General features: G+C 65.4%; 20 protein-coding genes. 7 read left to right on the top strand and 13 right to left on the bottom strand.

All coding sequences use genetic code 11. From position 1 onward, the window contains the following. Positions 1-179 precede the first annotated feature (179 nt). A complete protein-coding gene (locus tag FG13_RS07860; RefSeq protein WP_035819887.1) occupies positions 180-722 on the bottom strand; it encodes a zinc finger-like domain-containing protein in 543 nt (180 codons plus the stop codon). 18 nt (positions 723-740) lie between these two features. Further along, positions 741-1157 carry a FeoC-like transcriptional regulator gene (locus FG13_RS28855; protein WP_051958753.1) on the bottom strand — a complete coding sequence of 139 codons (417 nt, stop codon included), beginning with the start codon at positions 1155-1157 and terminating at the stop codon, positions 741-743. Positions 1158-1306: 149 nt separating this feature from the next. Between FG13_RS28855 and FG13_RS07870 the strand changes: the two genes are divergently transcribed. Next, entirely contained in the window at positions 1307-2020 is a 714-nt protein-coding gene (locus tag FG13_RS07870) for a S24 family peptidase (protein ID WP_035819889.1), read from the top strand. A 44-nt stretch (positions 2021-2064) separates the two neighbouring features. Here FG13_RS07870 and FG13_RS07875 read toward each other — a convergent pair whose 3' ends face one another. From FG13_RS07875 to prpB, 7 genes are all read right to left on the bottom strand, one after another. Beyond that, positions 2065-3951: a propionate--CoA ligase gene (locus FG13_RS07875; RefSeq protein WP_035819890.1), complete on the bottom strand. Its 1887-nt coding sequence runs from the start codon at positions 3949-3951 to the stop codon at positions 2065-2067. Between the two features lie 102 nt (positions 3952-4053). Continuing rightward, a complete protein-coding gene (locus FG13_RS07880) occupies positions 4054-5280 on the bottom strand; it encodes a hypothetical protein (RefSeq protein ID WP_035819892.1) in 1227 nt (408 codons plus the stop codon). Positions 5281-5296: 16 nt separating this feature from the next. Further along, the gene (locus FG13_RS07885) at positions 5297-6850 is read right to left on the bottom strand and encodes an MBOAT family O-acyltransferase (RefSeq protein ID WP_035819894.1); all 1554 of its coding nucleotides are present in this window, start codon (positions 6848-6850) and stop codon (positions 5297-5299) included. Between the two features lie 137 nt (positions 6851-6987). After that, a complete protein-coding gene (gene prpF / locus FG13_RS07890; RefSeq protein ID WP_035819896.1) occupies positions 6988-8187 on the bottom strand; it encodes a 2-methylaconitate cis-trans isomerase PrpF in 1200 nt (399 codons plus the stop codon). Between the two features lie 97 nt (positions 8188-8284). Next, positions 8285-10879 carry a Fe/S-dependent 2-methylisocitrate dehydratase AcnD gene (gene acnD / locus FG13_RS07895; RefSeq protein WP_035819897.1) on the bottom strand — a complete coding sequence of 865 codons (2595 nt, stop codon included), beginning with the start codon at positions 10877-10879 and terminating at the stop codon, positions 8285-8287. Positions 10880-10902: 23 nt separating this feature from the next. Continuing rightward, on the bottom strand, positions 10903-12057 hold the full coding sequence (prpC, locus tag FG13_RS07900) for a bifunctional 2-methylcitrate synthase/citrate synthase (protein ID WP_035819899.1): 1155 nt from the start codon (positions 12055-12057) through the stop codon (positions 10903-10905). Between the two features lie 80 nt (positions 12058-12137). Beyond that, positions 12138-13025 (bottom strand): methylisocitrate lyase, encoded by an 888-nt coding sequence (gene prpB / locus FG13_RS07905; RefSeq protein WP_035819901.1) that lies wholly within the window; start codon positions 13023-13025, stop codon positions 12138-12140. Between the two features lie 50 nt (positions 13026-13075). Here prpB and FG13_RS07910 point away from each other — a divergent pair, with 50 nt between their 5' ends. Next, positions 13076-13330 (top strand): hypothetical protein, encoded by a 255-nt coding sequence (locus FG13_RS07910; protein WP_152598716.1) that lies wholly within the window; start codon positions 13076-13078, stop codon positions 13328-13330. A 21-nt stretch (positions 13331-13351) separates the two neighbouring features. Here the strand turns inward: FG13_RS07910 and FG13_RS07915 are convergent, their stop codons facing one another. Both FG13_RS07915 and FG13_RS07920 read right to left on the bottom strand, forming a co-directional pair. Beyond that, a complete protein-coding gene (locus FG13_RS07915; RefSeq protein WP_035819905.1) occupies positions 13352-13600 on the bottom strand; it encodes a hypothetical protein in 249 nt (82 codons plus the stop codon). A gap of 123 nt (positions 13601-13723) precedes the next feature. Beyond that, positions 13724-13960 (bottom strand): hypothetical protein, encoded by a 237-nt coding sequence (locus FG13_RS07920; RefSeq protein ID WP_035819907.1) that lies wholly within the window; start codon positions 13958-13960, stop codon positions 13724-13726. 166 nt (positions 13961-14126) lie between these two features. Between FG13_RS07920 and FG13_RS07925 the strand changes: the two genes are divergently transcribed. The 5 genes from FG13_RS07925 (at position 14127) to FG13_RS07945 (ending at position 22292) form a co-directional block, all read left to right on the top strand. Further along, positions 14127-14984 carry an MBL fold metallo-hydrolase gene (locus tag FG13_RS07925; RefSeq protein ID WP_035819909.1) on the top strand — a complete coding sequence of 286 codons (858 nt, stop codon included), beginning with the start codon at positions 14127-14129 and terminating at the stop codon, positions 14982-14984. Between the two features lie 125 nt (positions 14985-15109). Further along, the gene (locus FG13_RS07930) at positions 15110-16567 is read left to right on the top strand and encodes an MFS transporter (protein WP_035819911.1); all 1458 of its coding nucleotides are present in this window, start codon (positions 15110-15112) and stop codon (positions 16565-16567) included. Further along, a complete protein-coding gene (locus FG13_RS07935; protein ID WP_051958755.1) occupies positions 16564-17706 on the top strand; it encodes an efflux RND transporter periplasmic adaptor subunit in 1143 nt (380 codons plus the stop codon). The genes FG13_RS07930 and FG13_RS07935 overlap by 4 nt, the downstream gene beginning before the upstream one ends. A gap of 9 nt (positions 17707-17715) precedes the next feature. Then, positions 17716-20856, top strand: a complete 3141-nt coding sequence (locus FG13_RS07940; protein ID WP_035819913.1) for an efflux RND transporter permease subunit — start codon at positions 17716-17718, stop codon at positions 20854-20856. Then, positions 20853-22292, top strand: coding sequence for an efflux transporter outer membrane subunit (locus FG13_RS07945; RefSeq protein WP_081922481.1), 1440 nt, complete (start codon positions 20853-20855; stop codon positions 22290-22292). Before FG13_RS07940 ends, FG13_RS07945 begins: the two co-directional genes overlap by 4 nt. Positions 22293-22311: 19 nt before the next feature. Here FG13_RS07945 and FG13_RS07950 read toward each other — a convergent pair whose 3' ends face one another. Beyond that, positions 22312-23217, bottom strand: a complete 906-nt coding sequence (locus FG13_RS07950; protein WP_035819917.1) for a LysR family transcriptional regulator — start codon at positions 23215-23217, stop codon at positions 22312-22314. Positions 23218-23223: 6 nt separating this feature from the next. Beyond that, the gene (locus tag FG13_RS07955) at positions 23224-24672 is read right to left on the bottom strand and encodes a M20/M25/M40 family metallo-hydrolase (protein ID WP_035819919.1); all 1449 of its coding nucleotides are present in this window, start codon (positions 24670-24672) and stop codon (positions 23224-23226) included. Positions 24673-24706 lie beyond the last annotated feature (34 nt).

Raw genomic sequence — 24706 nt, forward strand, 5'->3', positions numbered from 1 at the left:
GGCCATGAAGGCCGTTCGCTGCGCTGATTTCCCCTATCGGTGTCGCGCCGAAAGCGCGTCTATTACGAGTGGAGAAGCATGTGGTGTACTGCGGTATTGGCTGTGTTGCTGTTGCTGCGTGATCGAGACTCTATTGTAGGGGCGTTTTTTTCATTGCCAGGCATATTGCAAAAAAATTTTCAGTGACCGAGGCGGCGCATGGCGCGGGCGCTGTGCGACTGGAAGATGCCTTCCAGTTCGCTGACCATATCCTTGATGCGTTCGAGCTCGAAGCCGCCGGAACAGCTGATGGCCGCTTCGCCCCCACCGTGGCACGCCTTGCAAACGACAGGCGCGCCGGCCTGCATGGCGGCGACGACGCCCGTGCCGTGGCAGACCTTGCATTTGCTGTCGAGCCAATGCGCGAGCGACGCTTCGGCCACGCGGCGGTACAAGGTATTGGCGGCCTGCGCATCCCAGGCAGTGTTCGCCTTGACCCAGCGCCGCTCGCGGCCTTTGTGCGTCACGGCCGCCGTCCAGGCGCGCAGCAACTGCGCGAGATTGCCGGCATTGCCTTCAAACAGGCGGCTGACGGTGCCGTCCGCATACTTGACGCGGCACAGCAAGGCGCCCATGTCGCCGGCCAGCGCGGCGGCGGCGATGACATCCAGGTCGTGGTGGACGGCATCGTCGCGCAGGTTCTGCGACGACAGCGATGCGATGAATTTTTCTGCGAATCCCATGATATCTCCTCGTTGATACTAATCGTTATTCTGGGCCGGGCCAAACAGGGCCGCCACCAGCGGATCGCGGCTGGCCGTGCCGCGTGCCCAGCTGGCCGTGCGGCGCACTTGCGGCGGCAGCTCGGCCCAGCCATCGACCTCGTCCTCCTGCTCGCCCAGCGCATACAGGGCGGGCCGCTGGCGTCCCGGCTCCGTGCAATGCCGCTGCGCCAGATGAATCTGCCCCATGCCGCACATGTGGCGCAAATAGCGGCTCATGGTGCCCGCATCGAGTCCCAGCAAGGCGGACAACTGCGCCGCGCTGGCCTGGCCCTGCTCGCGTATGTACTGCGCGATGCGGGCGATGTGCAGCTGCGACTTCTTGCTGCGTCCCTGTAACTGGCGCCCCTGCCGTGGCGCCGCCCTGCTTTCAACCAATTGACTGCTGTTCAACATCTGCCTGACCTCCCGTGGTGCCGCCAACCGGCAGACGCTGTAGTGCGTTTGCGACAGGCAACGAGTGGACTTTATCAATCGCTAATGTTAAAGTCAAGCATTTGGTAATTTATCAAACGGTAAATTTCAGGTTTAATGTGGAGATGAATATGTATCAATACAGACGCGATCGCCTGCTGGCCCTGATCCGCGAGCATTACGACAACACGCGCAAGAAAATTTCCGACGTCAGCGGCTGGAGCGAGGCGCGCATCTCGCAAATCCTCTCGCCCAGCTACCGCGAGGGCCGCGCCTTCAGCGAAAAGATCGCGCGCAAGCTGGAAGCGGATCTGCAGTTGGACAGCATGTACTTCGACCAGGGCGCGGCGCCCGACCAGGCGGCCATGGCCGCGCGCGCGCTGGCCGGTGCGCAGCCCGTGGTCGTGGAAGATGGCGAGGATGAACGCTTTTATCCGATCCGCAAGGTGAAATTGCGCCTGTCGGCCGGCATCACGGGCTTTGCCATCGAACCGGAAACGCACGACGGCAGCACCATCAGCGTGCCGCGCAGCTGGGTCGAGCGCAATGGCTACCACCCTGAAAAACTGGTGGCGATCAAGGTCAAGGGCGAGAGCATGGAGCCGGCGCTGTACGAGGACGACGTGGTGATCATCAATACGGCCGACAGCCGGCCGGCCGATGGCGTGGTATTCGCCATCAACTATGAAGGCGAACCGGTGGTCAAACGCATGGCGCGCGATATCGGCGAATGGTGGCTGACGTCGGACAACCCCGACCAGCGCAAATACCACCGCAAACTGTGCCGCGGCAATGAATGCCTGATCGTGGGCAGGGTCGTGCGCAAGGAAAGCGACCGCATTTGAACGCAAAGTTTATCGATTGATAAACTTTGCGCTCGTCATGGCGCTTATGCCAGCGCTACCTGAATCTGCTGCAGCGCGGCCGGATCATCCATCGACGTCAGGTCGCCCGGGCTGCGCCCTTCGCAGATGGCCTGGATCGAACGGCGCAGCAGCTTACCCGAACGCGTCTTCGGCAACTGCGCCACGAACAGCACGCGCGCGGGCCGCGCCACGGCGCCCAGCTGGCGGTCGACGACGGCCATCACTTCGCGCTCCAGCATCGCTTTCGCTTCAACGCTGTCGAAACCCTGCGGATCCTTCAGGATCACGAACGCCATCGCCACCTGGCCTTTGAGCTTGTCCTCCACGCCCACCACCGCCACTTCCGACACGTTCGGATGGCTGGTGATGCTTTCCTCGATTTCGCGCGTGCCCAGGCGGTGGCCGGCCACGTTGATCACGTCGTCCGTGCGGCCCAGAATAAAGTAATAGCCATCCGCATCGCGCACGCCCCAGTCAAACGTGGAATACACTTGCCGGCCGCTGAAAGTGGACCAGTAGGTGTCGACGAAACGCGCATCGTCGCCGTACACCGTCTGCATGCAGCCCGGCGGCAGCGGGCCTTCCAGCACCAGCACGCCCTTCTCGTTCGCGCCGCACTCCTCGCCCGTCGCTTCATTGAGCAGCCTGACCTGGTAGCCGTACATGGCCAGGCCGGGGCTGCCCAGGCGCGTCGGCGTGTCGGCCACGCCTTTTGCCACCGAGAGGATCGGCCAGCCCGTCTCCGTCTGCCAGTAGTTGTCGATGATGTCCACTTTCAGTTCATCGGCGATCCATTGCGAGGTAGTTTCATCGAGCGGCTCGCCCGCCAGGTACAGCGCCTTCAATGACGACAGGTCGTATTTGCGCATCAGTTCCACCGGGTGCTTGCGCAGCACGCGGATGGCAGTCGGCGCCGAGAACATGCGCGTGACCTTGTATTTCTCGACGATGCTCCACCAGATGCCTGCATCGGGACAGGTAGGCAAACCCTCGTACAGGATGGTGGCCATGCCAGCGATCAGCGGACCGTACACGATGTAGGAATGGCCCACCACCCAGCCGATATCCGAGGTGGAAAAGAAGGTTTCGCCGGGCTTGCCGCAGAAGTTGTACTGCATCGACGACGCCAGCGCCACCGCGTAGCCGCCCACGTCGCGCTGCACGCCCTTCGGCTTACCCGTCGTGCCCGAGGTGTACAGCACGTACGACGGTTCATTCGATTCGAGCCAGGTGACGGGTACCCGCGCATCCAGATGCCGCTCGCGCAGTGTCGCGTAATCGACGTCGCGGCCCGGCGTCAGTTCCATCTGCACCAGGTGGCGGTCGACCAGCAGCACCTGCCGCGGCTTGTGCGCGGCGATGCGGATGGCTTCGTCGAGCAGCGGCTTGTAGGCAATCGCCTTGCCATTGCGCGAACCGGCATCGGCGGAAAACACCAGCTTGGGCTGCGCATCGTCGATGCGGCTGGCCAGGCTGTTGGCGGCAAAGCCGCCGAACACCACGGAATGCACGGCGCCGATACGGGCGCAAGCGAGCATGGCGAACGCCGCCTCGGCGATCATCGGCATGTAGATCAGGACGCGGTCGCCCTTGACCACGCCCAGCGACAGCAACATGGCGGCGCAGCGCTCCACCTCGCGCTGCAGCTCGCGAAAGCTGTAGCTGCGCTCCGTGTTCGTTTCGGTGGAAATGGCGATCAGCGCGGCGGCATCGCCCTGGCTGTCCACCCAGCGGTCAACGGCGTTGTGGCACAAATTCGTGGTGCCGCCGACGAACCACTTGGCGAACGGTGGGCGCGAATAATCGAGCACTTGCGAAAACGGGGCGTTCCAGTCGATCTTGTCCGCTTCCTCGCGCCAGAAAGCCTCTGGCGTGTCGATCGAGCGTTGATAAAATGCTGCGAAATTCATGTCTCCTCCGGTATGCGTGCAATCTGGTATCGGGCTTGGGCGAACTGGCCTGGCCACGTTATGTTTACTATTTGTGTAGCATCCACCTGGGTCTTTCTTCCTTTATCTGCGTATGGATGCCCTCTCCAAAGATTTTTCAAACAGTTTTTTCGAGAAAGCGAACATCGCTGGCTGCGCCGCCTCGCAAGCGCGGCGCTCGGCGGCAATCCTGTCGCGATTCGCCGCCAAGGTGGCGCTGGTCAGCGGCATGCCGAACTGGCCATCGCCCGGCGCACCGTCCTTGTGCGTCATGACGCGCTGCATGACGATGTCGCCCAGTGCCTTCTTGAAGTGCCCTGCTTCCCAGTACCAGCGCGTGCTGGCGTGGCGCTGTTGTTGCGTGGGGATAGGCTCGCAGTTGTAAGGGCCAAAGCCGCTGAAATCGGTCACGCTGATGCTGGCGGAAGGGTTCTTTTCCTTTACTGCCGCCACTTCCTGCACCACCTGCTGTTTCCACTCTTCGAACAGGGGCCACAGGCCTGCTCCTTCGAACAGGGTGAGCATCTGCGCGTGGTAGGGATAGATCACCAGCTTGATTTCGGCCTGCGTGGCCGACATCGCCAGCAAGAACTCGTGCAGCGATTGAAAATCGCCGTCAGCAAAATCGGTTTTCGACATGGTGACAAATCGGGCGGCGCTTTTCTGCGCCCGATGCCTGAATACCTTGTCATAGCCATCGCGGACCGCATGTGCGCCATAGTCCAGCGCGGGATTGAGGCCGCTTGGCTCGATGGTGAACGCCGCCTTGTCATGCTGGATAAGCGGCGTCTTCACGGCGTCCTTGACCGAGGCCAGAGAAAACAAGGTGTCGAAACACCAAAATCCAGGAAGATGGCTGGACGGCGCCTCTGCGCGCGCCGGCGGCGCGATGGCCGGCTTCAGAAAATCGATGAATTCAAGGCCCACGATCACCGTCCCCGGCTTGATGCCAGCCTGGGTCAGCCGCCCGAACTGGCTGATGGCCGTCGCCATCCCCGTGCCGGGAATTCCCATGTTGTAGCCAGCGCCCTGCATTGCGCCAAATGCAGCGGCACGCGGATCGAAGCCGATCTCGGCGCGCGAGTTGCCCAGGATGATGAAGCGCGGCCGCAAGCGCAGCGCGTGTTCGTGCTTGATCTGGCTCTGGTAGCGTTCCAGGCCAGGCTTGACGGCGTTGAAGTTTTCGCGCCTTGCCACGCCATATAAATTGTAGGGGTCGACGATGTACACAAAGGCGCATACCAGGCAGGCGCAGGACAGCAGCACCAGCGTGAGGATGGACAGATAACGGGCATAAGAAGGTCTGCTCATTTTCAGCGCTCCCCCGTCAAAACTGGAAATACAGGAAATCGGCGGGCTGGTTCAGGGCCAGGATGCTCGCCAGCGCCAGCAGCGCGATGGCCGCCGCCCACGCCGGCGAAGCACGCCACGTCAGCAGGCGCGCCATGTGGGGACCTGCCGCTCCTGCCGTGCTGGCACGCTGAAAATCCAGCGCCGGGGTACAGCGGCGCATGATCTGCTGCGTGTTCGGAAAGGCGAAGGCGAGCAGCGCCGCAATGCCTATCCACACCCAGGTTTTGACGAACTGGAAGCCTTCGCCCAGGTAAAACGTCACGCCCACCGTTTCCAGCAAGCGCTGCAGCGCAGGCACGCGGCTGGCCAGCGCGTCGGGTATGGCAATGCCGTTGCCACCCGCCATGCCCTGCAGGATAGCCCATGACGTCGCCATGTCCGGTGCGCGGAAAAAGACCCAGGCAACGCAGACGGCGGCAAAGGTGATGACGGTGGCGACGATCTTCCACGTCCGGCTATCGAGCGGCAGATGCAGGCGCCGCGCAACCTCGCTCCAGCCCTTGTGAATAGCCAGATAAGCGCCGTGCAGGAATCCCCAGACGATGAAATTCCACCCGGCGCCATGCCACAGGCCGCCCAGCACCATGGTGATCATCAGGTTCAGGTAGTGACGCACGGGCCCGCAGCGCTTGCCGCCCAGCGGGATATACAGGTAATCGCGCAGGAAGCGCGACAGGGTCATGTGCCAGCGGCGCCAGAATTGCGCGATATTGCGCGCTTTGTAGGGCGAGTCGAAGTTCAAGGGCAGGCGCACGCCAAATAATCGCGACAAGCCGATGGCCATGTCGGAATAGCCGGAGAAATCGAAGTACAGCTGAAACGCGTACGCCAATACCCCGCCCCAGGCGGCCAGCAGCGATGGCGCGGCCGGATCGCTGAATAAGGGCGCCGCGTACGGGCCGATGTTATCGGCCACCAGTACTTTCTTGGCCAGTCCGATGATGAAAATCGTCGAGCCGATGGCCACATTCCTGCCCGAAAGGCGGAAGATGCGCCGGTCCGCAAACTGCGGCATCATCTCCTTGTGGTGCAGCACCGGGCCGGCAATCAGGTGGGGGAAATACGTGACGAACAGCAGATAGTGGACAAAACGGCTTTCCTGCGCCTTGCCCTGGTAGGTATCGACCAGGAAGGCGATCTGGGTAAACGTAAAAAACGAAATCCCGATCGGCAGCACCACGTGCAGGATGGGCATGGGCTGCGCCAGCAATTGCGCCAGGCTGGCAACGAAGAAACCCGCATATTTGTAATAGGCGAGCAGGCCCAGGTTGGCGGCGATGGCCGCGATCAACAGGCCCTTGCGGTGGCGGCTGCGTCCCGGCCCCAGCACGGTGGCGCAGCCATAATTGAAGACGATGGAGCCGAGCAGCAGCGGCAGGTAGCGGTAGTCCCACCAGCCGTAGAAAAACAGCGAGGCGCCGGCCAGCCAGGCGGCGGCCCATAAGCGGCTGCGTCGTCCCAGAATGAAAAAACCGGCCAGCGTGACGGGCAGATATGCAAACAGGAAGACGTAGGAGTTAAATAGCATCTGTTCACCAGTCAGGAAGCATGGGAGTGCGCCACCGCATGCGCATCGCGGCTGACGCTCCCCCATTTTCCTTGTCGCTCAGTTTCTTTGCTAGCAGAAATATCAACTGATCTGCATGCGCATTCGCCTGTTTGGCTTTAAAACGCGTCGCCGGGTATGCGCACCACGCCTTCCATCAGCACGCGCGCGCTGCGGCTCATGATGGCCTTGGTGACGCTCCAGACGCCATCGGCCAGCGCCGCTTCCGCGCCCACCATCAGGGTGCCGGACGGGTGGCCGAAGCGCACCGAGTTGCGGGGACCGCCGCCCGCCGCCAGATTGACCAGTGTGCCGGGGATGGCCGCCGCCGTGCCGATGGCGACAGCGGCCGTGCCCATCATGGCGTGGTGCAGCTTGCCCATGGACAGCGCGCGCACCAGCAGGTCGATCTCGCCCGCTGCCACGTTTTTCCCGCTGGATGACACATAGCCGGCCGGCTTGGCGACAAACGCCACTTTCGGCGTGTGCTGGCGCTTCGCCGCTTCATCGAGGTGGGATATCAAACCCATGCGCAGGGCGCCATGCGCGCGGATGGTCTCGAAGCGGGCCAGTGCGGCCAGATCGCCATTGATGGCGTCCTGCAGCTCCGTGCCCGTGTAGCCGATGGCGTCCGCGTCGACAAAAATCGTCGGGATGCCGGCGTTGATCATCGTGACTTTCAACACGCCGATGCCGGGCACGTCGAGGTCGTCGACCAGGTTGCCCGTGGGGAACATGGCAGAGGTGCTACCGTCGCCGCCCTCTTCGTCCGCGGCCGGATCAATGAATTCCAGTTTTACTTCGGCGGCCGGGAAGGTCACGCCATCGAGTTCGAAGTCGCCCGTTTCCTGTACTTCGCCGTTGGTCATGGGGACGTGGGCGATGATGGTTTTGCCGATATTGGCTTGCCAGATGCGCACCGTGGCGATGCCGTTTGCCGGCACGCGGGCGACGTCCACCAGCCCGCTGGCGATGGCGAACGAGCCAACGGCGGCCGACAGGTTGCCGCAATTGCCGCTCCAGTCGACAAAGGGTTTGTCGATGGAGACCTGGCCGAACAGGTAGTCGACGTCGTGCTCAAGCTTGCTGCTTTTCGCCAGGATCACCGTCTTGCTGGTGCTCGAGGTGGCGCCGCCCATGCCGTCGATCTGCTTGCCGTACGGGTCGGGGCTGCCGATCACGCGCAGCAGCAGCGCATCGCGTGCGGCGCCCGGCACTTGCGCGCTGGCCGGCAAATCCTGCAGGCGGAAGAACACGCCCTTGCTGGTGCCGCCGCGCATGTAGGTGGCGGGGATTTTGATTTGGGGGGTGTGGGTCATTGTATATTTCCGCAGAAGTTCTTTGCCTGCGCTGCGAGGACGACAGCCTCCCCGCAACACAAAGCTGGGGTCAGACCCGGCGGGTCTGACCCCTGGTTTACGCTGCCTTGGACGACTCGAGGAAATCCTGCGCGAACCGCTGCAAGACACCGCCGGCCTCATAGATCGACACCTCTTCCGCCGTATCGAGGCGGCAAGTGACAGGCACTTGCACCGTTTCGCCGTTCTTGCGGTGGATGACGAGGGTCAAAGTGGAGAGCGGCGTGCGCTCGCCGACGACGTCATAGGTTTCGCTGCCGTCCAGGCCCAGGGTCTTGCGGTTCACGCCGGGGAGGAATTCCAGCGGCAAGACGCCCATGCCCACCAGGTTGGTGCGGTGGATGCGTTCGAAGCCTTCGGCCACGATGGCTTCCACGCCGGCCAGGCGCACGCCCTTGGCGGCCCAGTCGCGCGAGGAACCCTGGCCATAGTCGGCGCCGGCGATGATGATCAATGGCTGCTTGCGCTCCATGTACACCTCGATGGCTTCCCACATGCGCGAGATCGTGCCTTCCGGCTCGATGCGCGTGAGCGAACCGGCTTTGACTTTGCCGTCCTCGATGACCATCTCGTTTTTCAGGGTCGGGTTGGCAAACGTGGCGCGTTGCGCCGTCAGATGGTCGCCCCGGTGCGTGGCGTAGGAATTGAAGTCTTCTTCCGGTAAACCCATTTTCGCCAGGTATTCGCCGGCCGCGCTATCGAGCATGATGGCGTTCGATGGCGACAGATGGTCGGTGGTGATGTTGTCGCCCAAAACGGCCAGCGGACGCATGCCCTTCAATGGCCGCGCGCCAGCCAGCGCGCCTTCCCAGTACGGCGGACGGCGGATATACGTCGTCTGCGGACGCCAGTCGTACAGGGGGCTGACCTTGACGCCGTCGTCCGCCTGCGCGGCAAACATCGGAATGTACACCTTGCGGAACTGCTCCGGCTTGACGCTGGAGGCGACGATGGCGTCGATTTCCTCGTCGGACGGCCAGATATCCTTCAGCAAAATCGGCTTGCCGTCCGCGTCAATCCCCAGCACATCCTTCTCGATATCGAAGCGGATGGTGCCGGCGATCGCGTAGGCCACCACCAGCGGCGGCGAGGCGAGGAAAGCCTGCTTCGCGTACGGGTGGATGCGGCCGTCGAAGTTGCGGTTGCCCGACAGGACAGCCGTGGCGTACAGGTCGCGCGACACCACTTCATCCTGGATCACGGGGTCGAGCGCGCCCGACATGCCGTTGCACGAAGTGCAGGCGAAAGCCACGACGCCAAAGCCCAGTGTTTCGAGCTCCGGCATCAGGCCCGCTTCCTGCAGATACAGTTCCACGGTTTTCGAGCCGGGCGCCAGCGACGATTTCACCCAAGGTTTACGGGTCAAACCGAGGCGGTTCGCATTGCGCGCGATCAGGCCGGCGGCGATCATGTTGCGCGGGTTGTTCGTGTTGGTGCAGCTGGTAATGGCCGCGATGATGACGGCGCCGTCCGGCATCTTGCCCGGCTCGTTTTCCACCACGCCGGAAATGCCGCGCGCGGCCAGTTCCGACGTCGGTACGCGGTTGTGCGGATTCGACGGCCCGGCGATATTGCGCACCACGGACGACAGGTCAAACGTCAATACGCGCTCGTACTGCGCGTCGACCAGGCTGTCGGCCCACAGGCCCGTCTCTTTGGCGTACAGCTCCACCAGTTTCACCAGTTCGTCGTCGCGGCCCGTCAGTTTCAAATACTTGATGGTTTGCGCGTCGATGTAGAACATGGCGGCCGTGGCGCCAAATTCCGGCGCCATGTTGGAAATCGTGGCGCGGTCGCCCAGGGTCAGGTGCGATGCGCCTTCGCCAAAAAATTCCAGGTAGGACGAGACGACCTTCTGCTTGCGCAGGAACTCCGTCAGCGCCAGCACGGTATCGGTAGCCGTGATGCCAGGCTGCGGTTTGCCCGTCAGCTTGACGCCGATGATGTCGGGCAAACGCATCCACGAGGCGCGGCCCAGCATCACGCTTTCCGCTTCCAGGCCGCCCACGCCGATGGCGATCACGCCCAGCGCGTCGACCATCGGCGTATGCGAATCCGTGCCCACCAGGGTGTCGGGATAGGCCACGCCGTTCTGCACCTGGATCACGGGCGACATGCGCTCGAGGTTAATCTGGTGCAGGATGCCGTTACCCGGCGGGATCACGTCGACGTTTTTAAAGGCTTTCTTGGTCCAGTCGATGAAGTCGAAACGGTCTTCGTTGCGGCGGTCTTCGATGGCGCGGTTCTTGGCGAAGGCGTCGGGGTCGAAACCGCCGCATTCGACGGCCAGCGAGTGGTCGACCACCAGCTGCGTCGGCACCACCGGGTTGACCAGGGCCGGGTCGCCGCCCTGGGCCGCGATGGCGTCGCGCAAGCCGGCCAGGTCGACCAGGGCCGTCTGGCCCAGGATGTCATGGCAGACGACGCGCGCGGGGAACCACGGGAAATCGAGGTCGCGCCGGCGTTCGATGAACTGGCTCAGCGAAGCATTCAATGTCGCCGGGTCGCAGCGGCGCACCAGGTTTTCCGCCAGTACGCGCGAGGTGTAGGGCAAGGTGGCGTAGGCGCCTGGCTGGATCGCATCGACGGCGGCGCGCGTGTCGAAGTAGTCTAGCTGGGTGCCCGGCAAGGGCTTGCGGTGCAAGGTATTCATCGGGGTAGTCAATGCAGTACTCATTATTTGCGGTCCTTGATCGGCACGAATTCCAGATCTTCCGGGCCCACGTAGTTGGCGCTCGGGCGGATGATCTTGTTGTCGATGCGCTGTTCGATGATGTGGGCGGCCCAGCCCGAGGTGCGCGAGATGACGAACAGCGGCGTAAACATCGCCGTCGGCACGCCCATCATGTGGTAGGACACGGCCGAGAACCAGTCCAGGTTCGGGAACATGTTCTTGATTTCCCACATGACCGATTCCAGGCGCTCGGCGATGTCGAACATTTTCGTGGAACCGGCTTCCTGCGACAGCGAACGGGCCACTTCCTTGATGACGACGTTGCGCGGATCGGAAATCGTGTAGACGGGGTGGCCGAAGCCGATCACCACTTCCTTGTTGGCGACGCGCTCGCGGATATCGGCTTCCGCTTCGTCCGGGTTGTCGTAGCGTTTCTGGATCTCCAGCGCCACTTCATTCGCGCCGCCGTGTTTCGGACCGCGCAGCGCGCCGATGGCGCCCGTGATGGCCGAGTGGATGTCCGAACCCGTGCCGGCGATGACGCGGCTGGTGAAGGTCGAGGCATTGAATTCGTGTTCCGCGTACAGGATCAGCGACGTGTGCATGGCTTTTTCCCACGACGCCGACGGTTTTTCGCCATGCAGCAGGTGCAGGAAGTGGCCGCCGATCGAGTCGTCGTCCGTTTCCACTTCGATGCGCTTGCCGTTATGGCTGTAGTGGTACCAGTACAGCAGCATGGAGCCGAACGACGCCATCAGGCGGTCGGCGATGTCGCGCGCGCCCGGCGCGTTATGGTCGTCTTTTTCCGGCAAGGTGCAGCCCAGCACGGACACGCCTGTGCGCATCACGTCCATCGGGTGGGCGGCGGCGGGCAGCGCTTCCAGCGCCAGCTTCACGGCCGACGGCAAGCCGCGCAGCGATTTCAATTTGGCCTTGTAGCCTTTCAGTTCGGCGGACGTCGGCAGCTTGCCGTGCACCAGCAGATAGGCGATTTCCTCGAACTCGCAGCTGTCGGCCACGTCCAGGATGTCATAGCCGCGGTAATGCAAATCGTTGCCGGTCTTGCCGACCGAGCACAGCGCCGTGTTGCCGGCGGTGACGCCGGACAGGGCGACGGATTTTTTAGGCTTGAAAGTGGCGGCTTGCGGTGCGTTCATTGATTTCTCCAAAAATTGACTAGTCTCGGTTGCATCACTGCGGGGCCGGCATGCGGCCCCTGCTTCTTGCTTATTTCTGCTTATTTCTTTTGCGCGGCGAACAGCGCGTCGAGCTTTTGTTCGAAGTCATGGTAATTGATCGATTCATACAGCTCCATGCGCGTCTGCATGGTGTCGACGACGTTCTTTTGCGTGCCGTCGCGGCGCAGCGCCTGGTACACGTTTTCCGCCGCCTTGTTCATGGCGCGGAAAGCGGACAGCGGATACAGCGCCAGGCCCACGTGCGCGCTGCGCAATTCGTCCAGCGTGAACAGCGGCGTGGAACCGAATTCCGTGATGTTGGCCAGGATAGGCACGTTGACGGCCTTGGCGAAGGTGGCGTACATGTCCAGATCCGTGATGGCTTCCGGGAAGATCATGTCGGCGCCCGCTTCGACGCAGGCGACGGCGCGTTCCAGTGCCGATTCCAGGCCATCGACTGCCAGCGCATCGGTGCGCGCCATGATGACGAAGTTCGGGTCCGTGCGCGCATCGACGGCCGCCTTGATGCGGTCGACCATTTCTTCCTTGCTCACGATTTCCTTGCCAGGACGGTGGCCGCAGCGCTTGGCGCCCACTTGGTCTTCAATGTGCAGGCCGGCCGCGCCGAACTTGATCATCGATTTCACGGTGCGCGCCACGTTGAATGCGGACGAACCGAAACCCGTGTCGGCGTCGACCAGCAGCGGCAGGTCGCACACGTCGGTGATGCGGCGGATGTCGGTCAGCACATCGTCCAGGCTGGAAATGCCCAGGTCAGGCAAGCCCAGCGAGCCGGCCGCGACGCCGCCGCCGGACAGGTAGATGGCCTTGTAACCGGCGCGCTTGGCCAGCAAGGCGTGGTTGGCGTTGATGGCGCCGACGACTTGCAACGGGGATTCTTCCTGGACGGCCTTGCGGAATGCGGCACCTGCGGAGTATTGAGTCATGTGTTCACCTTATGGGTTTCGGATGGTCCCGAATGTTTCACGGAGTGGCTATGAGCATAAGTATTGCAAATGCCGTGCCAGGCCCCTTCGACCAGTGGAAAAACCCGTTGTCGCAGAGCGAAAAGGTGGGCAAACGGCTGTGGGGGCCGCGCAGCGTGGCTGTCACGCGAGGGAACAGCGATGTCACGTTTGGCGTCAACAACGTTTCACATTTGTTTCAATCAATTCATTTTGAAACATTGAATGAAACATGCAACAGACAGGAAAACAGCGCGGATGAAAAAAAGCCGGCGGGCGCCGGCTGAGAGTGATATTAGGAGCTAAAACTAGGCCAGCCGCACCAGCGGATTGGCGATGATGTTGTCGATCTGGCGCACGGCTTCTTCGCAGGCGGCGGCAATGGCGCCCTCCTCGTCGTCGCGCACGAATTGCATGGTCGAGCCTTCGAATACTTCCAGGCCTTCCACGGTGGCGCGTTCGATATCGCAACTGGCCGACCATTTGCCGTCGGTGGTGGGCACGGCCAGGGGAACGATTTCCCAGCCTTTATAGTGAATTTTAGAACTGCTATCCATGGGGTGCCTCCTTGGTGACTGACTCAATAGTGGAAATCGTAGCATGAAGCGCGACTGGCAGCGACGTGTTTCACGCGCCAGCCGTAGTCAGGCGCAGTTTCGGGCTAAACGATTTACGCTCGCTCAAGGGCGCAGCAGATTATCCACTTCCGTCCTGGCCACTTCCAGGCCAGCCGTGCAAGCCGTCTCGGGCGCCGCATAGCCGCCCAGGGTGCGGCTGCGCGTGATCGCCTGCGCCTCGGGTTCACCTTCGCGCCGCAGGCGGTAGGTAAAATCCCATAAATCGTCGTTGTCCTTTTGCGGGGTCACGGAAATCGTAAAACCGCGGTAGTGTTCGCTGCGTGCAGTGATATCGTTCATGAATTCCTCCTTGGAAGAATGAGGTTACCATGCTGCAAGCGCCAGGGTGCGCACGACTGTGACGGACGCTTATCTGTTTTTCGCATGTTAAATGTCGATTTGCAGCATTTTTTTAGCCAACTCTGACGATATAATGCCTTTCCCTTGCCCGTCCCTTGCCGCCGTGATGACTCCACAAATCCAAGCTTTCTTCGACCCCGCCACCGCCACCGTCACCTATGTTGTCTACGAAGCCGATGGCCGCGACTGCGCCATCATCGATTCCGTGCTCGACTACGACCCCAAGGCGGGCCGCACCTCGACCGCCTCGGCCGACAAGGTGATCGCTTTCGTGCGCGAACACGGCTTGCAGTGCCGCTGGCTGCTGGAAACCCATGCGCATGCCGACCACTTGTCCGCCGCGCCCTACCTGCAGCAGCAGCTGGGCGGCGACGTGGCCATCGGCGCCGCCATCCAGACGGTGCAACAGGCGTTCGCGGCCGTCTACCACCAGGACGGCGCCAGGGCCGACGGCTCGCAGTTCGACCAGCTGTTCGCGCCCGACCAGGTGTTTCATATCGGCAAGCTGGAAGTACGCGCACTGCACGTGCCCGGCCACACGCCGGCCGACCTGGCGTACCAGATCGGCGACGCCGTCTTCGTCGGCGACACCCTGTTCATGCCGGACGTGGGCTCGGCCCGCTGCGATTTTCCCGGCGGCTCGGCCTCCCTCTTGTACCGCTCCGCGCAACGATTGCTGTCGCTGCCGCCGCAAACGCGGCTGTTCATGTGCCACGACTACCCGCCCAACGGCCGCGAGGCGCGCTGGGAGGTGACGGTGGCGGAACAACGGGCCAGCAACATCCACTTGCGCGACGGCATCACGGAAGAACAATTCGTGGCCATGCGCACCAGCCGCGACGCCACCCTCGACATGCCGACCTTGATCCTGCCCGCCATCCAGGTCAACATCAATGCGGGCAAGCTGCCCGAGCCGGAAGACAACGGCGTGCGCTACCTCAAAATACCGCTGAACGCGATCTAGCCTGGCGATGTAGTCCTTCCGTTCACATGGCGTCAAACGCAATAACACAATGCAAATGATGCGTCTTCCGCCATGCCAGATCCCTCAGTACCATGTGGTGACCCTATTCGAGGATCCACCACGCCATGCAAGCACCTTCAAAACCCGCTCCACCCGACCAGCAAGCCACCGAAGCCGGTAGCGCCACGCGCCCCGTGCGCGGCGCGCTTGCCAGCCTGTCCCTGGCGATGCTGCTGCCCGCGCTGGGTACCAGCATCGCCAACGTGGGCTTGCCCGACATGGCCAGGGCCCTGCAGGCACCGTTCCAGGATGTGCAATGGATCGTGCTGGCCTATCTGCTGGCCATCACCGCGCTGATCGTCAGCGTGGGCCGCCTTGGCGACCTGCTTGGCCGGCGCCGCCTGCTGCTGGCCGGCATCGCCTTGTTTGCCGTCGCCTCCATCCTGTGTGCCCTGGCGCCCACCTTGTGGCTGCTGGTTGCCGCGCGCGCCCTGCAGGGCCTGGGCGCGTCCGTCATGATGGCGCTGACCATGGCCTTTGTCGGCAGCACCGTGCCCAAGGCCAGAACGGGCAGCGCCATGGGCCTGCTCGGCACCATGTCGGCCGTCGGCACCACGCTTGGCCCCGCGCTGGGCGGCCTGCTGATCGCGCACTTCGGCTGGCAAGCCATTTTCCTCGTCAACGTGCCGCTGGCCGGCGTGGCGCTGCTGCTGGCCTGGCGCTTTCTGCCAGCCGACCAGCGCGGCGCCAACGCCAAGCGTCCCGTCTTCGACCACCGCGGCACCGTGCTGCTGGCCCTGACCCTGTGCGCCTATGCGCTGGCGATGACCGTGGGCCGCGGCCATTTCAGCGTGCGCAACGTCGCGCTGCTGCTGGCCGCCTGCGTCGGCGCCATCCTGTTCGTCCGCGTCGAACTGAAGGCGCCGGCGCCGCTGATACGCCTGGCCATGCTGCGCGCGCCCGTGCTCAGCGCCGGCCTGGCGACCAGCATGCTGGTCTCGACGGTGATGATGTCCACCCTGGTGGTCGGCCCCTTCTATCTGGCGCGCGGCCTGGGCCTGGGCACGGCCGCCACCGGCATGGTGCTGGCGGCCGGGCCGCTGGTGGCGGCGTTCTGCGGCGTGCCGTCCGGCTGGCTGGTGGACCGCTACGGCGCGCAGCGCATGGGCGGCGCGGGCCTGTGCGGCGCGGCCTTCGCCTGCCTGGCGCTGGCCCTGCTGCCCGCCAGCCTGGGCATTGCCGGCTACGTCGTCCCGATCATGCTGCTGACGGCCAGCTATGCGCTGTTCCAGGCAGCCAACAATACGGCCGTGATGGTCGATATCGTTCCAGAGCAGCGCGGCGTCATCTCCGGCATGCTCAATCTGTCGCGCAATCTGGGCCTCGTCACGGGCGCCTCCGTGATGGGCGCCGTCTTCGCTGCTGGCACCAGCGATATCGCCAGTGCTCCGCCAGCCGCCATGGTCGGCGGCATGCACGCCACCTTTGCCGTCGCCAGCGCGCTGGTGCTCGCCGCGCTGGCCATTTTCGCGCTCGGCCGCGCCCTGGCCAAGCCACCCACGCCTTCTGGAGACCCCGCATGATGCGCCCCCGTCCGATCCCGTCCCTGCCCGTCCCGCTGTTACTGCTGCTGGCCCTGGCCTGCGGCGCCACGTTATCCGGCTGCGGCCGTTCCCAGGCCGCGCCTGGCGGCCCGCCGCCCAAGGCCACCGTGTCCGTGGCGCTGCCCGAATCGTCGATGGTGCAGGCGACCCTCGACTACACGGGCCGCATCGAACCGTCGCAGCGCGTGGAAGTGCGCTCGCGCGTGTCCGGCTATTTGCAGCAGATCGTCTTTCGCGACGGCCAGCAGGTCAAGGCCGGCGATGCGCTGTTCGTCATCGACCCGCGCCCCTTCGCGGCGGCGCGCGACCGTGCCCGGGCCGGCCTGGCCCAGGCCAATGCACGCAGCAAGCTGGCCACGGCCCAGTTCGAGCGCAGCAGCCGGCTGCAGCAAACGGGCGCGGCCAGCACCGAGGAGCTGGAACGGGCGCGCGGCGAACTGGAAGGCGCGCAGGCGGCCGTCATGCTGAGCCAGGCGGAATTGCGCAGCGCCGAACTGGAACTGTCTTTTACCACCATGCGCGCGCCCATCGCCGGCACGGTGTCGGACCGCCGCGTCGATGTCGGCAACTACGTGGCCGGCGGCGCGGCGCAAAGCGGCGTGCTGACCACCATCGTCGCGCACAGCCCCGTGCGCGCCATGGTCGACCTGTCGGAAGCGGATTTCCAGCGCCTGCACCAGCAAAGCAAACTGCCATCGAAGGTGCAACTGGCATTCGACGGCGGCGGCCCCGCGCAGGATGCCAGCGTCGACTTTGTCGACAACGAAATCAGCGCCCGTTCGGGCACCGTGCGCCTGCGCGCCAGCCTGGCCAACGCCAACCGCGCCATCATGCCGGGCAGCTTTGCCCGCGTGCGCATCCCCGTCGGCGCGGCGCAGCAGCGCCTGCTGGTGCCCGACGCCGCCATCCTCAGCGACCAGAATACAAAAATGGTGTTCGTCGTGGACGCGGCGGGCAAGGTGGCGCCGCGCAAGCTGGAACTGGGCGGCCTGCAGGGCGACAAGCAGATCGTGCTGTCCGGCCTCGGACCGCACGATAAAGTCATCGTCTCCGGCGCGGCCAAGGTGCGCCCGGGCGACCAGGTGCTGGTGGCCGCTGCGCGCGCCAACGGCGCATAAGGAGAGAGCATGCGTTTTTCCCGATTTTTCATCCGCCGTCCCGTGTTTGCCATCGTGCTGTCGATCCTGATCACCCTGGTGGGCGCGGTGTCGGCCATGCGTCTGCCGATCTCGGAGTTTCCCGAGATCGTGCCGCCCACGGTGACCGTGAAGGCCAGCTACCCGGGCGCCTCGGCGCAGGAAATCGCCGACACCGTCGCCGCGCCGATCGAACAGGAGATCAACGGCGTCGACGGCATGCTCTACCTGTCCTCGCAATCGGTGGGCGATGGCAAGCTGACCATCAGCGTGGTGTTCAAGGCGGGCACCAACGTCGAACAGGCCCAGTCGCTGGTGCAGAACCGCGTGGCGGTAGCCGAAGCGCGCCTGCCCGATGCCGTGCGTCGGCTGGGCCTGGCCGTCAAGAAGGCATCGCCCGACCAGCTGATGGTGGTGCTGTTCGATTCACCCAAAGGCACGCGCGACCAGCAGTACATTTCCAACTTCATCGGCACGGCCATCAAGGACAAGCTGGCCCGCGTCGAAGGCGTGGGAGACATCTACACGCGCGGCGCGCGCGACTTCTCGATGCGCATCTGGCTCGACCCGGCGCGCGTGGCCTCGCTGGGGTTGACGGCGCAGGAAGTGATTGCGGCCGTGCGGCAAGCCAATTCCCAGGTCGCCGCCGGCGTATTGAACCAGCCGCCCGGCGGCAGCGACGGCGCCTTCCAGGTACAGGTGCAGGCGCAAAGCCGCCTGCGCGACGTGGCCGAATTCGAAGCCATCGTCGTGGCCGCCCATGCCGGCGGCGGCGTGGTGCGCCTGCGCGACGTGGCGCGCGTCGAGATGGGCGCACAGGATTACACGGAAAGCGGCTTCGTCGACAAGCGCACGGCCATCGCGCTGAGCATCAGCCTGCTGCCCGGCTCAAACGCGCTGGCCACGGGCGACCGCGTGCTGGAGCTGCTGGCAAAAATGGAAGCCGACTTCCCGCAAGACGTCGCCTACCACAGCTATTACAATCCGACTGAATTCATCCGCTCTTCGATCGACAAGGTGCGCGACACCATCTTCGAGGCGGCCCTGCTGGTGTGCCTGGCCATGCTGCTGTTCCTCGGCTCGTGGCGCGCCGCCATCATTCCCATCCTGGCCATTCCCGTGTCCCTCGTCGGCACCTTCAGCGTGCTGGCGGCGATGGGCTATAGCCTCAATACCCTGTCATTGTTTGGCCTGGTGCTGGCGATCGGCATCGTCGTCGATGACGCCATCGTGGTGGTGGAAAACGTCGAGCGGCACATGGAGGACGGCATGAGTCCCGTCGCCGCGGCGCAGCGCAGCATGGACGAAGTGGGCTTCGCCCTGGTCGCCATCGCGCTGGTGCTGGTGGCGGTCTTCGTGCCGACGGCCTTCATCGACGGCATCTCCGGCATGTTCTACCGCCAGTTCGCCGTCACCATCGCCGCCTCCACCGTGATCTCGGCGCTGGTGTCGCTGACGCTGTCGCCGGCCCTGGCCGCGCTGCTGCTCAAGCCGCGGCACGATGCCAACAGCCTGGGCGCGCGCTGGATGCGCATTTTCAACCGCGGCTTTTCCCGCCTGACAGACGGCTACGTGCGGCTGACGGGGCGCATCCTCTCGCGGCGCTGGCTGATGCTGCCCGTGTACTTGCTGCTGGCGGGCCTGACCCTGTGGCGCCTGGACGCGACGCCGCGCGGTTTCGTGCCGCAGCTGGACCGCGGCTACGCCATCGTCTCGATCCAGCTGCCGGCCGGTTCGACCCTGGCGCGCACCAGCGAAGTGGTGCAGGACGCCACGGCCCGCCTGTTGAGCCACCCCGGCGTGGCCCACACGGCCGCCTTCGTCGGCACGGATGGCGCCACGTTTACGTCCGCGCCCAACACGGCCGTCATCTTCACCATGTTCAAGGACTTCGGCGCGCGCGCCAGCGATGGCCTGGACGGCCCGGCCATGCTGGGCGCCATGCGCGCCAGGCTGGCGCCCATCAGCGCGGCGCGCGTGATGGTGATACCGCCACCGTCCGTGCGCGGCATCGGCACGGGCGGCGGCTTCAAGCTGATGCTGCGCGACACGGCAGGCCTGGGACCGCAAGCCTTGCAGGCGGCCGCGCGCGCCATCGTCGAGGAAGCGGGCACGCTGCCCTCGGTAACGGGCGCCTTCACGCCGTTCAACGCCATGAGTCCGCAGATCAAGGTTGAACTGGACCGCACCAAGGCCGAATACCTGGGCGTGCCGCTGCTGCGCCTCAACGAAACCTTGCAAAGCTACATGGCGCCCGTGTTCGTCAACGACATGAACCTGATGGGCCGGGTGTGGCGCGTCACCGCCCAGGCGGACGCGCCCTACCGGCGCAGCGTGGCCGACCTGGCAGCCCTGAAGACGCGCGCCGCCAACGGCGACATGGTCCCGCTGGGCAGCGTGGCCGCCTTCAGCGAAGGCACGGCGCCATTCCGCGTGCCGCGCTACAACCTGTATCCAGCGGCCGAAATCCAGGGCAGCACCAAGGCTGGCTACTCGACGGGGCAGACCATCGCCGCGATGGAAGAACTGCTCAAGGCCCGCCTGCCGGACGGCTTCGACTACGAGTGGACGGAACTGGCGCTGCAGGAAAAGCACGCGGGCGGCAGCACCGGCATGGTGCTGGGCCTGGCCGTGCTGCTCGTATATCTGCTGCTGGCGGCCCTGTTTGAAAGCTGGCTGCTGCCCCTGTCCGTCGTGCTGATCGTGCCCAGCTGCGTGCTGGCCACGCTGGTCGGCGTGTCGTGGCGCGGCCTGGACAACAACGTGCTGACGCAGATCAGCATCGTGGTGCTGATCGGCCTGGCGGCCAAGAATGCCATCCTGATCGTCGAATTCGCGCGCCAGGCGATGGCGGCCGGCGCCGATGCGCGCGAGGCGGCCATCGCCGCCGCCCGCACGCGCCTGCGGCCCATCCTCATGACGTCGCTGGCCTTTTTGCTGGGCGCGATACCGCTGATGCTGTCTTCCGGCGCGGGCGCGGAAATGCGCCAGTCGATGGGCACGGCCGTCTTCGCCGGCATGCTGGGCGTGACCGTGTCCGGCCTGTTGTTTACACCGTTGTTTTTCACCTTGCTGAGCCGGCGCCGCGCGGCGCCCGCCGCACGCACGGTCGCGCTGGGAGAAGCCGCATGAGCCGCATGATTCACTTGAACACGCGCCGCGCCGCGCCGCTGCTGGCGGCCACGCTGCTGGCCCTGGCCGGCTGCAGCGTCGGCACGCCCACGGCGACGCGGGCGCTCGATACTGCGCGGCTGCCGGTCCTGCCCTCGGCCGCCGGCGCACCGGAGCTGCAGGCCGGCGCGCCGCCAGCGCTGTGGTGGCAAGCACTGGGCGACGCCAGGCTGGAACAATTAGTGCAACGCGCCTGGCACGACAATGACGACGTGCGCATCGCCGCCGCGCGCCTGGCCAGCGCCAGCGAATTTGTGCAAGCGGCGCGCGGCGCCCGCCTGCCGGCGGCGGACCTCGATGTCCAGGCCGGGCGCGCGCGCCTGGCGGCGATCGGGAGCCGCGACGGCCAGCCGCACATCGCCTCGCCGGTGCAGTGGAACGCCGTCTTCAGCTGGGAACTCGACCTGTTCGGCCGCGTGCGCCACAGCATCGCAGCGGCCGAGGCCACGACGGAGGAACGCGCCGCCGTGCGCGACGACGTGCGGCGCCTGATCCTGGCGCAGGTGGTGGACGCCTACCTGACGCTGCGCGGCGCGCAGCAGATGCGCGCCAGCCTGGAAGAACAATTAGCCAACCAGTCCGGCACCTTGCGGCTGGTGCGCGAGCGCGAAAGCGCGGGCCGCGCCGCGCCGGCCGAACGCATGCGCGCCGAGGCGCAGATGCGCCTGGCCAGCGCCCGCCTGCCCAGCCTGAACTTTGATGAGCGCGCGGCGCGCAACCGCCTGGCGACCCTCACGGGGCAGCGGCTCGATGCGCCGGAACTGGCGGCGCTCGACCAGCCGATGCCGCTGGCGCTGCCGCAAACCCTGCTGACGGACGAACCGGCCCACCTGCTGCTGCGCCGGCCCGACGTGCGCGCGGCCGAACGCGCGCTGGCGGCGGCCAGTGCGCGCGAAGGCGCGGCCATCGCCGAGCGCTTCCCGCGCATCAGCCTGGGCGCGCTGTTCGGCGCCTCCGGCGTGGCCGGCGACTGGCATGGCGGCGACGCGGCGCGCTGGCATGCGGGCGCCGCCTTTACCCTGCCGCTGTTCGATGGCGGCACGCGCCGCGCCCGCGCCCGCGCGGCCGGCGCCGACGTGCTGGCCGCGCAGGCCGGCTTCGACAAGGCGCTGGCGCTGGCGCTGGAAGAAACCGACAGCGCCATCGCGCAATGGGTGCAGCTGCGCAGCCGCCATGCGGCACTGCGCGAGGCGCACCAGCTGGCGCAGGACAGCGCGCGCCTGGCCAGGGTGCGTTACCAGGAAGGCGCGGAAAGCCTGCTCGGCGTGCTCGAAGCGGAGCGCATCGCGCTGGCCACGCAGGAGCAGCTGGTGACGGCCCACCGCGACGTGGCCATCGCCACGGCCCATGGCTACACGGCGATGGCGGGCGGCTTCGACGGACCGGTGCAGCGCTAGAAGACAGGCGCCGGCGGCGTCAAACGGCGCCGATCTGGCCGGCGCAGGCGTCGACCACGCAGCCGCGCAGCCAGCGGTGGGCGGGGTCGGCATCCATGCGCGGATGCCACATCAGCGACACCGTCAGATCCGGCATGCGCAGCGGCAGCGCAAAGCTGAACATGCCGGCGCGCAGATTGCCCGTATGCCGTTCCGGCACGGTGGCGATCAGGTCGGAGCCGGCGGCCAGCGCCAGCGCGGCCGTAAAGCCGCCGACGATACTGGCGATCGTGCGCTGCAGTCCCAGGGCGGCCAGCGCGTCGTCCATCGGCCCAGTATCCTGGTCGCGCCGCGCCACCAGCACATGCTGGCCGGCCGCATAGCGCTCGGCGCTGATGTCGCCTTGCGCCAGCGCATGGCCGCTGCGCACGACGCCCACGAAACGGTCGCCGAACAGCCTGCGCGTGCGCACTTCCGGGCTGGTGAGACTGCCGATCACGCCCGTTTCCAGGTCGACGCTGCCCTCGCGCAGCTGCACGCTTTCACGGTCGACCTTTTGCACGAAGCGCAGGCGCACGCCAGGCGCTTGCGCGCCGATATGCGCGAGCAGCGCCGGGCCGAAATTTTCCACGAAACCGTCGCTCGCACGTAGCGTGAATGTCTGCTCCAGCTGGCGCGGATCGAGCTGCTGCGCCGGCCCCAGCACGCCCAGCACCTCGCCTAACAGGGACCCAACTCTTGCGCGCAGCTCCAGCGCGCGCGGCGTGGGCACCAGTTCACGGCCGGCACGCACCAGCAGCGGATCGCCGGTCGTCTCGCGAAGGCGCGCCAGGGCGCGGCTCATGGCCGATGGACTCAGGCGCAAGCGCCGCGCGGCCCGCGTGACGCTGCCTTCGGCCAGCAGCGCATCGAGGGTGATCAACAGGTTCAGATCGGGTAGCGACATAGGCGCTTACTCGCCCTGCTCCGGCGCGCGGCCGATCTCGCCGTCGATATTGGCCAGGAACCAGGCCAGCGACGACATCAGCGCCACGTTGCGCTTGAGGTTATCCGGGTCGACCTTGTCCAGCGTGTCGGCCGCCGTGTGGTGGTAGTGGAAGTAACTGTGGCTGTCGACCAGCGGCTCGAAACTGGGCACGCCGCCCGTTTCCAGGCGGTGCAAGTCGCCCGTGCCCAGCGCGTCGCGGCGCGTGAAGGCATGTGCGCCCATCGGCAGCAGGGCCGCACGCAGGGGCGCGAACAGTTTTTCCGACTTCGGCCCCACGCTGGCGAGGATGCCGAACGGACGGCCAGCGCCGCTGTCCATCTCGATGGCCGCGTATTGTTTACCGAGCGCCTGCTTGTGGGCCTCGAAATAGGCCTGGCCGCCCCGTCCGCCATTTTCCTCGTTCATCCAGGCGATCACGCGGATGGTGCGGCGCGGGCGGTAGTCGAGCTTTTTCAGGGTTTCCACCACGCCCATGGCCGCCACCACGCCGGCGCCGTCGTCATGTGCACCCGTCGCCAGGTCCCAGGAATCAAGGTGGCCCGACACCACCACCACTTCGTCGGCCTTGTCCGTGCCCGGCCAGTCGGCGATGACGTTATAGCTGTCCGCTTCCGGCAGGTTTTGCGGCGTCAGGGTCAGGTGCATTTTTATCGGACCGCGCGCGGCCAGGCGGCCCATCAGCAAGGCGTCTTCCACCGTGACGGCGGCGGCCGGGATGCGTTTATTCTCGTCGAGGCCCGTGGCGCCCGCGTGCGGAATGCGGAAGTCGGCGCCGCCGACCGATCGCACCAGCGCGGCGGCCGCGCCCAGGTCGGCCGCCGCCTTCGGTCCCAGGAAACGCGAGCGCGAACCCTGGCCATAGGTGACGCCGGCCAGGCCACGTTCGGCCATCTCCTGGTCGAACGGCGTGTCGATCAGCACGATGGCGCCCTTCACTTGCGCCGCGCGGGCCTTGAGTTCTTCCAGGCTTTTGACGATGATCACGGGCGCCGTCAGGCCGGCGGCCGGCGTGGCGCCGGAGCCGCCCAGGGCGGTGAGCACCACGCGCTGGCTGACGCCCTGCGGACGGCCCGCGTAATCGACGATTTCCGCCGTTTCCACGCCGCGCACCCAGTGCGGCACTTTCACGGGCTGCAAGGTGACGGTGGCGCCCAGCTGGCGCATGGTCTCGGCCACCTGCTGCACGGCGGCGGCGGCGCCGGCGGAACCGGACAGGCGCGGGCCGATCAGATCCGTCATGTCGGCCAGGCGGGCATATGCCCAATCGCTTTGCAGCGCCGTGTCGCGCACCTGCGCCAGCGCTTGCGGCGTATTGCCAGGTGCGGCCGCAAAGGCGCCGGCGCTGACGATGCAGCCCAGGGCAAGGGATAAAGCGGAACGGCGCAGTGGCGCGCCAGTCAGGATGCTGTGCATGTGTTCAAATCCAGTCAACGAGGTCGAAGCGGGT

Origin of the sequence: Janthinobacterium sp. RA13 (assembly GCF_000745325.1) — a bacterium.
Lineage (GTDB): Bacteria > Pseudomonadota > Gammaproteobacteria > Burkholderiales > Burkholderiaceae_D > Janthinobacterium > Janthinobacterium rivuli.